We start from the raw sequence: 9604 nt of genomic DNA, 5'->3' as shown, positions 1-9604 counted from the left end.
TGTTGGTGCTGATTTGGTAACTTCAGATCTTAAAGTTAAAAGCTTGTCAAAAGATTTTTCTGCGACAGGTCTTAGCCTTGCTGTAGGTAAAGAGCTTCAATATTCAGAAAACTTCAAACTAGCTTTTGAAGGTGAGTACATATACTTTGGCGACTTTGAAGAAACATTTTCTTACATGGGGTGGCCGGTTAAATTTAGTGTTGATGCTTCTGCGTTCAATTTCAATGCGAAGCCTAAATACCAATTTGCAGGTACAGGCTTCTATGTTGGTGCGATTGCTGGCCTTGGTGTAATGAGTGTTTCTTATGAAGTGAAATCATCTAGCACTGTTACCGATGATGGTCGTGATGTAGGCTTTAACTACGGTGTTGAGGCTGGTTATGAGTTCGCTTCAGGTTTGGTTGTATCTGGTGGCTACCGTGCTTCTTCGGTAAGTATTGATGCCGAAAACGGTGGCAGCGAAGATTTTGATTTTGACAGCCTGTACGTTGGTGTTGATTACAAGTTTTAAGCTTGCGTAAGCAAAACATAGATACTAAAGAGGAGCCGTTAGGCTCCTTTTTTGATCAGATTATCAATCAACTCATAATGGTGATCTTGTACGCCTGCAAGGTTGCCATATTTGGGTTGGTGGCGGTCATTTTCTTTCGCGTGTTGCCAGCCAATGGTGTGACGCACAAAATGCTCTGCAAACGCGTGGGAAACTTCCAAGCAACCTGCCAGTACGGTATCAACATAACTTTGCATGATTGGGCTCTTTGCGCATGGTGGTAGTGGCTCGTCTTTTACGTAAACCCAAATGTCGTGTTCTTGGTTAAAACTCGCATCTGTTTCGATTTGATCTGGCTGCAGTTGAATACGATGATAACCTCGCTCACGGCGATCGAATTCTGCGAGCGCTTCTTTATTCACTTCGAGTAAAACGCCATTAACCTGTCCATCGCCTTGGTTCACCACTAATGGAGAGAGGCTGTAGCTGTCGTCAATCTTCCCCCAGTAGCGCACCAGTCCATGAGCAATGACGGGAATGGCTTCTCCCGTTTGTCCGGTTAACTTACGTGACGCAGAATTAATCAAACTGCCATAGCCAAATATGTACATCTTCGTTGCATCCCTTAACTGATGGTTGTGTCTCTCACCGTTTATACCTAACCCGCCTCTGAAGCACAACTTTACCTCTTAAGTATAATCTTAATTATAAACATGTATTTTTTATGCATGTTTGTGGTAGCATCAATATTGTAGTTGAGTCAACCAGCATCAAGAGACGCTTGAGGGCAAGATAATGCTGAATATCACCGATAAAAAAGTGGAAGAAAAAATCCCCGCATGGCTGCGATTAGGCTTTCGGCCGTTTTTTCTGTTTGGGTCGATTTACGCCATTGTTGCGATCGCGTTGTGGGTGTGGATGTTCCAGAGCGGACAGCCAAACGCATTAGCTGTACCGGCATTATGGTGGCACGTACATGAAATGTTGTTCGGTTTTTCGATGGCAATCGTAGTTGGCTTTGTACTGACCGCGGTACAAAACTGGACTGGCATTAATGGTACCAAGCATTACATGCTTCTGGCTTTATTTGGCTTGTGGTTAGTGCCCCGCATATTGCTTTGGACACAAGCACCGTTATGGTTAACCAGCAGTATCGAAGCGGTATTTTTACTGTTTATCGCCTATGAGGTGGGCATTCGTGTGTATCGAGCCAAAGGTTGGCGTAATTTGTTTTTCGTTCCACTGTTTCTTTTGGCCATCTTTGCGAACTTTGCAAGCTACGCAACGATAAAAGGTATGCCGCCCTTTAGCTCTTCAGCGGTGTGGCAAGCAATGCTGTGGTGGTTTACCTTGCTGTTGTCAGTGATGGGCGGACGTGTGATTCCATTTTTTACTGCGCGTCGATTTAATTTCGAAAAAGCGCAACCATTGGCTTGGTTAGAGTGGTTCGCGAACTTGCCATTGGTAATGCTATTTGTGCTGATCTTTTTCCCTGTGACGTTTGCAGAACTAGGTAGTCCTTTGATGCTATTTGCAGGTGTTGCTCAGTTGGTGCGTTTTGTTCGCTGGAAACCTTGGTTAACCCTGAGCGAGCCTTTAGTGTGGTCGCTGCATGCTGCGTATTTGTGTTTACCACTAAGCTTAATTTTGCGAGGCGTCTGGGGAGATGCATTTGCCAGCCATAACCTCATTCACCTGTTTGCGATAGGTGCGTTAGGCGGTTTGATTTTAGCGATGATTGCACGGGTGACGATGGGACATACTGGTCGCATGATCTACAAAGGGCCAAACATGAGCCTTGCGTTTACAGCGATTACCGCGGCAGCTTTGGTTCGCAGTTTCGCCGTGATCTTTGACCCAGCGAACATGATGCTGTGGATTGATATCAGCGGCGGATTATGGATTGTTGCGTTTGGGCTGTTTGTGTGGCGCTTTGGTGTGATGCTTGTGACCCCTCGTGTGGATGGTTACCCCGGATAAGATTCTAATGTGAGTAGAGAAAAGAGGAGCCGCGTGCTCCTCTTTTGGTTTTTGTTCTTTATAGGTTTAGTGTTTATTCGTCTTCGTCGTCCGCTTTATTCGTGAGCCCCAAGCGTTTAAATAGCCACCACTCTAGACCAAAAATGACAATTAAGGCGATGCAGAACCAGGTGAATGCCATGGTGGATTCCACGCCTGGCATTCCACCAACATTGATACCGAGTAAACCTGTTAAGAAGCTGGTTGGTAGAAAAATCGTTGCTACCAAAGTAAACAGGTAACTGTTTTTATTGGTTTTCTCATCACGATGATGTTTGATCTCTTCTTGGAAAAGCGCCACTTCTCCAAGATAAAACTCAAGTGTTTCATTTATGCGCGTAATATTATTGTGTGCGAAGCGATATTGATGAGGTCTCAAAGCAATCAATTCTGATTCTGACTCCACAAGATCACGGATAGCGTACTGCTGAGGGCGAATAAAACGCTTGATAGAAATCAGTGCTTTTTGAGTCGCCATATGTTTGTACGTCGATTCATCATTCACGTCGAACTGGTTTAGTGTTTCTTCAATTGTATCAAGGTAAATGTCTATTTTACTGTTTAATCCTTCAATGATCTGATGAAGTAAACTAGCAAGACTTTTTGGGCCTTTGTGTTCCGCTAATGCTTGGCGAATCTCCATGATCGCGCGTGATGGAATTTTACGAGTTGAAATGAGTGCGCCTTGAAAGTAGAGAATTCGAATACTAAGCATATCTTCTGGTGATGCATTGCCGTTCATATTGACGCCTCGTAAAATCAACATGAAGTTCTCGTCATCTAAAGGATGGAAAGATGGTCGGCTTTCGTCGGCTAATAGATGATCAACCGTAGCTCGAGGTACTTGGTTTTGCTCCAGCCAACCACGAATATCAGGATGCAGCCGTTCGCAATGGTACCAATGCTTAGCTTGAATTTGCTCTGCCGTGGTGGATTGTTGAGTTGCTTCTGGGGTTGAGAAGTCCCAATGTTCAATCATAAAACCCATTTTCTTTTCCTTGTTTGAGCCGATACCAAAATAACCTCAAGATACTTCTTTCGCGAGAATTGCATTGCCATACAGAGGCAATGCTCTGAGTACGGTACTCTGAAGTCATTGATGCATTATTTTTCAAATGAGTATGATTGTATTTAACGCCAAATGTCTATGAATAGTTGTTCTTATTTGCAATCGAGTGGAGCGCACCAAGGTGTTGTGCTTAAACAACAAAACAAAAAGCCTGCAACTAAGCAGGCTTTATTGTGGGGGGAGGGAGGGGAGCTGTTAGCCAACTTGAGAAAGATTAACCACTTTCTGTTGTAGCTTTTTCTTTAAATAGTCCGTTAAGGCCTGTTTTTCTTCCTCGTTCATGTAAAGACCAAGCTTAGTACGGCGCCATAAAATGTCTTCATCGGTCATTGCCATTTCATGGTTCATTAAGTAATCGATCTCACGTTGGTAAACACCACCGGCTTGTGTCGAGAACGTTTGTCCTAAGTCAGCTTCACTTGTTGTACCTTCCATTAAGTTCCACGTTTGGGTACCAAACTGAGTGACATAACGAAGAATCAATGCTTCTGGCGCCCAAGTGTATTTAGCATGAATTTGTTTCGCTAATTGTTCACGACTACAGCTGAAGTTACCACCAGGAAGGGTTTGGTTGGCCGTCCAGTCTTTACCCATTTCAGGTAGGAACGGAGCAAGTTTCTTCATTGCTGCTTCACCTAACTTACGGTAGGTCGTTAACTTACCACCAAAAACAGAAAGCAGAGGTGCATGGTCGTATTCCGCATCGAGCTCTAGCGTGTAGTCTCGTGTGATTGCTTGCGGAGAGTCAGATTCATCGTCACATAAAGGACGAACACCGCTGTATGTCCAAACTACATCTTCGCGAGTCAACTGGTGGACAAAGTGTTGGTTTACGATATCAATGAGGTAATCGACTTCGTCATCTGAGATCGACACTTCACGTGGGTCACCTTTGTATTCCACATCTGTTGTACCAATGATTGAGAACTTATCTAAGTAAGGAATCATAAATACGATGCGATTGTCTTTGTTTTGAAGAATGTAGGCTTGCGGTTCGTTGTGGATACGAGGAACAACGATGTGCGAGCCTTTTATTAAGCGAATGTTACGAGGAGAGGCTTGCTCTAATCCATCATCAAAGAACTGTTTTACCCAAGGCCCCGCAGCATTGACTAACGCTTTCGCTTTACGTTCGAAACGTTGGTCTGTCATCACATCGTGAATAGTAACATGCCAGATACCACCTTCACGGTGTGCTTTTTCCACGCGGCAGTAGTTACGCACTTCAGCATGGTTTTCGCGAGCCGCAAGAACGTTCAGTAATACTAAACGTGCATCATCAACCCAACAGTCAGAGTATTCGAAACCCGTTTTCATTTCTGGTTTTAGCAAGCCAGATTTCGCAAGGTTGACGGTTTTACTGCCTTGCAGCGTCGTACGTTTACCCAAGTTATCGTAAAGGAAAAGGCCACAACGAATCATCCAAGCTGGGCGTAGGAATGGGCGATGCGGTAAACGGAAACGCATTGGTAGTGCGACGTGTGGTGCTTTACGAAGAATAACCTCACGCTCTGCGAGCGCTTCCGAAACTAAACGAAACTCGTAGTGTTCAAGGTAGCGTAAACCGCCGTGTATCAGTTTAGAACTTGCTGAAGAAGTCGCAGATGCGAAGTCATTTGCTTCGTATAAGCCAACACTCAAACCTCGGCCAGCTGCGTCTGCTGCAATACCAGCTCCGTTAATGCCGCCACCGATTACGATCAAGTCTAAGGTAGTGGATGAGCTAGTAGTGGAAGCATTATTTTGTATACTCATAAATTTGACCTCTTGGTGAGCGAACGAGCATTTTAGAACATAATGTAATCCTAGCTCAGGTTTCGTTTGTGATCATCTATTATTTTCGTTTGTGAGCGTTTTGTGTGATTTAGACACAAAAAAACCTCTGTCTAATTAAGACAGAGGTCATTTGAGGGGGAGTTATACGATTGACGTTACTCGTTTTCGGAGTTTGATTCGTTAGCTTCAACCACTTCAAGTGGGATAGAAGCTTCCTTCAAAATTGACAAGATTTCTTCTGGTGGCTGCTTATTGGTAAAGATCATGTTGAGCTGTGCAATATTGCCTAGTTTCACCATAGCATTGCGCCCGAACTTGGTGTGGTCTACGGCAAGAAATACACTACGGCTATTGTCAATGATCGCTTGTTTGACCCGGACTTCGTGGTAATCAAAGTCTAATAGCGAGCCATCGAAGTCGATACCGCTAATGCCGAGAATACCAAAGTCGAGACGGAACTGTTTAACGAAATCGAGGGTAGCCTCGCCAACAATACCGCCGTCTCTGCTGCGGACTTCTCCACCCGCTAAGATAACTTTGATTTCAGGGTTAGGGAAAAGAATGGTCGCAACATTGATGTTGTTGGTGACAACACGCAACTGTTTATGGTTTTTATTGAGCGCTCGCGCAACTGCTTCTGGTGTGGTGCCGATATCGATGAATAGTGTGGCACCATCTGGAATGTGTTTGACTACCTCGTCTGCAATGACATCTTTTTCATTGAAGTTGAGCGCTTTACGCGTGTTGTAAGATGTGTTTTCAGAACTGAGAGGAATAGTGGCTCCACCGTGATAACGACGAATTTTGTTGTCATCGGCGAGTTCATTGAGATCGCGTCGGATGGTTTGTGGGCTGACATTGAATCTTTCTACTAACTCATCCGTGCTGACATAGCCTTGTTTTTTCACCAGCTCAACAATCTGCTGGTGTCGAGGTATTTGCTTCACTTACCACTCCCTTGTGCATTGGTAACGGCCAATGCTTCAAATTCGAAGCTCTATTGTGCTCGAATTTGCTCGTTGTGAGAAGTAAGCGAGTTCAGGAATCGGGGATAAAGCGCAAAAAGAGCGCACAAATGGCGCTCTTTTTTTCTTATGGAGATGAGATTAATCTTCTTCGTCGTGAAGTTCAGACCAGGTTTGTGCACATTTCACTGCACGTTTCCAGCCCTTGTAACGACGATTGCGTTTTTCTTCATCATCGTGTGGCTCAAAGGTGCGATCAAGTACCGCTTTATTCTGCAACTCATCAATGCTATCCCAGTAACCAACTGCAAGGCCGGCAAGGTAGGCTGCACCAAGAGCGGTAACCTCAGTTACTTGAGGGCGGTGTACTTCTGTGTTCAATACATCGGATTGGAATTGCATTAGGAAGTTGTTCGCTACTGCACCACCATCGACGCGAAGGTTCGCAAGCTTAATGCCTGAGTCAGCTTGCATCGCATCCAGTACGTCACGAGTTTGATAAGCGATGCCTTCCAATGTTGCACGGATGATATGGTTTGAATTCACACCGCGAGTAAGGCCGACAATCGTGCCACGTGCGTAGGCATCCCAGTATGGAGCGCCTAAACCAGTAAATGCAGGCACGACATAAACGCCGTTTGATGTATCCACTTTTGTCGCGAAGTATTCAGAGTCTTCTGCACCGTTTAGGATTTTCAATTCATCGCGTAGCCATTGGATAGAAGCTCCACCCATGAATACGGCGCCTTCAAGTGCATAAGCTGGTTCGCCTACAGGACCACAAGCCAAAGTAGTTAGAAGGCCATGTGTCGAAGTGACTTTTTCTTGGCCAGTATTCATTAGCAAGAAACAACCCGTACCGTAAGTGTTTTTCGCTTGACCCGCTTCAACACACATTTGGCCGTAAAGCGCCGCTTGTTGGTCACCTGCGATTCCAGAAATAGGAATACGAGTACCGCCTTTACCACCGATGTTGGTTTTACCGTAAATTTCCGATGAGCGCTTCACTTCTGGCATCATAGATGCTGGGATGCCAAGCTCATCTAACATTTTTTGATCCCAACATAGATCGTTGATGTTAAACAGCATGGTACGCGATGCGTTAGTGTAGTCGGTTACGTGAACGCGACCTTGAGTCATCTTCCAAACTAACCAAGTATCGACAGTACCAAACAAAAGCTTGCCTGCTTCTGCGTCTTCTCGTGCGCCTTCAACATTGTCCAGAATCCATTTAACTTTGGTACCGGAGAAGTAAGGGTCAAGCACCAAACCAGTGTTGTCACGTACATAGTTTTCGAGACCGCGTGCTTTTAAATCTTCACAGATATCAGCAGTACGGCGACATTGCCATACGATCGCATTGTAAACGGGTTTACCTGTTTCTTTATTCCAGACGATGGTCGTTTCACGCTGGTTAGTAATACCGATAGCCGCTAATTGGTCGCTACGGATGCCAGACTTAGCTAGAGCTTCTACTAAGGTAGAGCTTTGTGTTGCCCAGATCTCCATTGGATCATGTTCAACCCAACCAGCTTCTGGATAAATCTGAGTAAATTCGCGTTGCGCGACGCTTACGATGTTCGCATCATGATCAAGAATCACTGCGCGAGAGCTTGTTGTACCTTGGTCTAGGGCAACAATGTATTTTTGCTCAGTCATGGTAAGAATCCTTTTGTTTCGTTATTTATATTTTAGTAAATGTTCGAGTTACGTCAGTTTTAAGCTCTAGCTTCTTCTGTTTCTTCTTCCGTCTCACATTGGTTTGGAATCGTACAACCGTGGCCTTGTTGTGGAAGGTAAGCGGCAATCGCTTTTGGATACAACCAACCACCAAAACACGCACCTGCAATCGGAGCAAGTAAAGGCACGATAAAGTAAGGAATGTCTTTAGCACCTGTCAGAGCGTAATCCCAACCTGCGAAGTAAGCGAACAGCTTTGGTCCAAAGTCACGAGCAGGGTTCATCGCAAAGCCTGTTAGTGGACCAAGTGAACCACCGATGACGGCAATCAAAATACCGATTAATAGAGGGTTCATTGCGCCACGTGCCGCGCCGTTATTTTCATCGCCCAGAGCCAGAATCGCAAACATCAGCACAGCAGTGATAACGAATTCCACAGCAAAAGCACCAAAGAAAGAGAGGGAGGCATGCGGATAGGTTGAGAAGATACCAGCAGTTGCTAGTGCATCTTGGCTGCTGCGAACGAAGTTATGAGCGATTTCGTAGTCGGTGAAAAGGTTGCTGTATAAGCTGTATACCAATGCAGCAGAACAGAATGCCCCAAGCATTTGAGCGATAATGTATGGCACCACTTTCGCCTTATCAAAACCATGGAACATAGCAAGTGCGATGGTAACGGCAGGGTTGATGTGTGCACCAGAGACGCCAGCCGTACAGTAAATAGCGATGGCGACACCGAAGCCCCATACAATACTGATTTCCCATTGTCCAAATGATGCGCCTGTTAGAACTAAGGCTGCAACACAGCCTACGCCGAAGAAAATAAGTAGTCCTGTACCGATAAACTCGGCCAAACATTCTCCAAGCAGAGAGGGGTGTTTGTTCGTTGTCATGTTAAAAGTCCTTTGATCATTTTTGCCTGTCTAGCACGATACTATTGTGCATATATAAACGTTTACGAAAACAAACGAGCGTTAAAAGTGAGCGTTTGAGCATAAATTTGTTAATCAAAGTCTTCGTTTTTGTTAAATGGCGCATCTTTTAACCGGAAAAGAACACAACGAAAATAATTTATTTGTCACGAGGCCAGTGTTGAGAGCGCTCAAATTACCGATGTGAAAAAGAATGCACAACTGGTAAGAGGAGTTTTGTGAAGCTGCTACGTGCTTGGAGATTTATTACACAGAACTTGTGTAGCAATTAACCCTAAAGGAGTAGCGGAATGTCAAATGTATCAAGGGATAGCAGTGATATAAAAAATACGCTGTCATGTTTGGACTTTTAGAAAAAATCGTCATCCCATTGGTACCAATAGGATGAGTTGATAAGAGAATAAACGCTGTTAATGTCTTGTGTTTGTGAATCATTGCTTCGGCTTGTATTCAAATAAAAATTGTTTTTTTTATTTCGTTTGATGCTAAACGTGATCGTTTTTCAGCTTTTTAGTTATTAGTTGGTTCGGAGCGAGTAGGGCAGGCGTAAATCGCCCTTTTTACGGTTAGTTTATGTTCTAATTCGAGCCTTTGTTTCAAAGGTTTCGAATTGGAATGCTCAAGTGAGAGGTTTGAACATCAGTTTCATATTAACGAATCTTGAGTAAAGTTG

Annotated in this window: 8 protein-coding genes; 2 read left to right on the top strand and 6 right to left on the bottom strand. The window is 44.5% G+C overall.

What is annotated here, in order from left to right; translation table 11 throughout:
• On the top strand, nucleotides 1-511 hold a 511-nt coding region (locus tag CAG68_RS04075), incomplete at its 5' end, for an outer membrane protein (protein ID WP_237667837.1).
• A gap of 38 nt (nucleotides 512-549) precedes the next feature.
• Here the strand turns inward: CAG68_RS04075 and CAG68_RS04070 are convergent.
• A complete protein-coding gene (locus tag CAG68_RS04070; RefSeq protein ID WP_042521366.1) occupies nucleotides 550-1101 on the bottom strand; it encodes a gamma-glutamylcyclotransferase family protein in 552 nt (183 codons plus the stop codon).
• Nucleotides 1102-1285: 184 nt separating this feature from the next.
• Here CAG68_RS04070 and CAG68_RS04065 point away from each other — a divergent pair, with 184 nt between their 5' ends.
• A complete protein-coding gene (locus CAG68_RS04065) occupies nucleotides 1286-2470 on the top strand; it encodes an NnrS family protein (RefSeq protein ID WP_161440810.1) in 1185 nt (394 codons plus the stop codon).
• A gap of 73 nt (nucleotides 2471-2543) precedes the next feature.
• Here CAG68_RS04065 and CAG68_RS04060 read toward each other — a convergent pair whose 3' ends face one another.
• The 5 genes from CAG68_RS04060 to CAG68_RS04040 form a co-directional block, all read right to left on the bottom strand.
• Nucleotides 2544-3497: a CorA family divalent cation transporter gene (locus tag CAG68_RS04060; protein WP_005391702.1), complete on the bottom strand. Its 954-nt coding sequence runs from the start codon at nucleotides 3495-3497 to the stop codon at nucleotides 2544-2546.
• 276 nt (nucleotides 3498-3773) lie between these two features.
• Complete coding sequence (gene glpD / locus CAG68_RS04055) at nucleotides 3774-5333, bottom strand: glycerol-3-phosphate dehydrogenase (protein WP_033905559.1); 1560 nt, start codon at nucleotides 5331-5333, stop codon at nucleotides 3774-3776.
• Nucleotides 5334-5509: 176 nt separating this feature from the next.
• Nucleotides 5510-6301 carry a DeoR/GlpR family transcriptional regulator gene (locus CAG68_RS04050; RefSeq protein WP_005380192.1) on the bottom strand — a complete coding sequence of 264 codons (792 nt, stop codon included), beginning with the start codon at nucleotides 6299-6301 and terminating at the stop codon, nucleotides 5510-5512.
• Between the two features lie 159 nt (nucleotides 6302-6460).
• Nucleotides 6461-7978: a glycerol kinase GlpK gene (gene glpK / locus CAG68_RS04045; protein WP_054728377.1), complete on the bottom strand. Its 1518-nt coding sequence runs from the start codon at nucleotides 7976-7978 to the stop codon at nucleotides 6461-6463.
• Nucleotides 7979-8037: 59 nt separating this feature from the next.
• A complete protein-coding gene (locus CAG68_RS04040) occupies nucleotides 8038-8892 on the bottom strand; it encodes an MIP/aquaporin family protein (RefSeq protein ID WP_005380195.1) in 855 nt (284 codons plus the stop codon).
• Nucleotides 8893-9604: the final 712 nt, after the last annotated feature.

Source organism: Vibrio sp. V42_P2S4T144 (assembly GCF_009904715.1).
Lineage (GTDB): Bacteria > Pseudomonadota > Gammaproteobacteria > Enterobacterales > Vibrionaceae > Vibrio > Vibrio alginolyticus.
This window is presented reverse-complemented; position numbering and strand designations above follow the sequence as displayed.

Bases quoted from the DNA above. Each gene is read 5' to 3' on its own strand.
- CAG68_RS04070 (WP_042521366.1), bottom strand. From the start codon at position 1,101: ATGTACATATTTGGCTATGGCAGTTTGATTAATTCTGCGTCACGTAAG.
- CAG68_RS04065 (WP_161440810.1), top strand. From the start codon at position 1,286: ATGCTGAATATCACCGATAAAAAAGTGGAAGAAAAAATCCCCGCATGG.
- CAG68_RS04060 (WP_005391702.1), bottom strand. From the start codon at position 3,497: ATGGGTTTTATGATTGAACATTGGGACTTCTCAACCCCAGAAGCAACT.
- glpD (WP_033905559.1), bottom strand. From the start codon at position 5,333: ATGAGTATACAAAATAATGCTTCCACTACTAGCTCATCCACTACCTTA.
- glpK (WP_054728377.1), bottom strand. From the start codon at position 7,978: ATGACTGAGCAAAAATACATTGTTGCCCTAGACCAAGGTACAACAAGC.
- CAG68_RS04040 (WP_005380195.1), bottom strand. From the start codon at position 8,892: ATGACAACGAACAAACACCCCTCTCTGCTTGGAGAATGTTTGGCCGAG.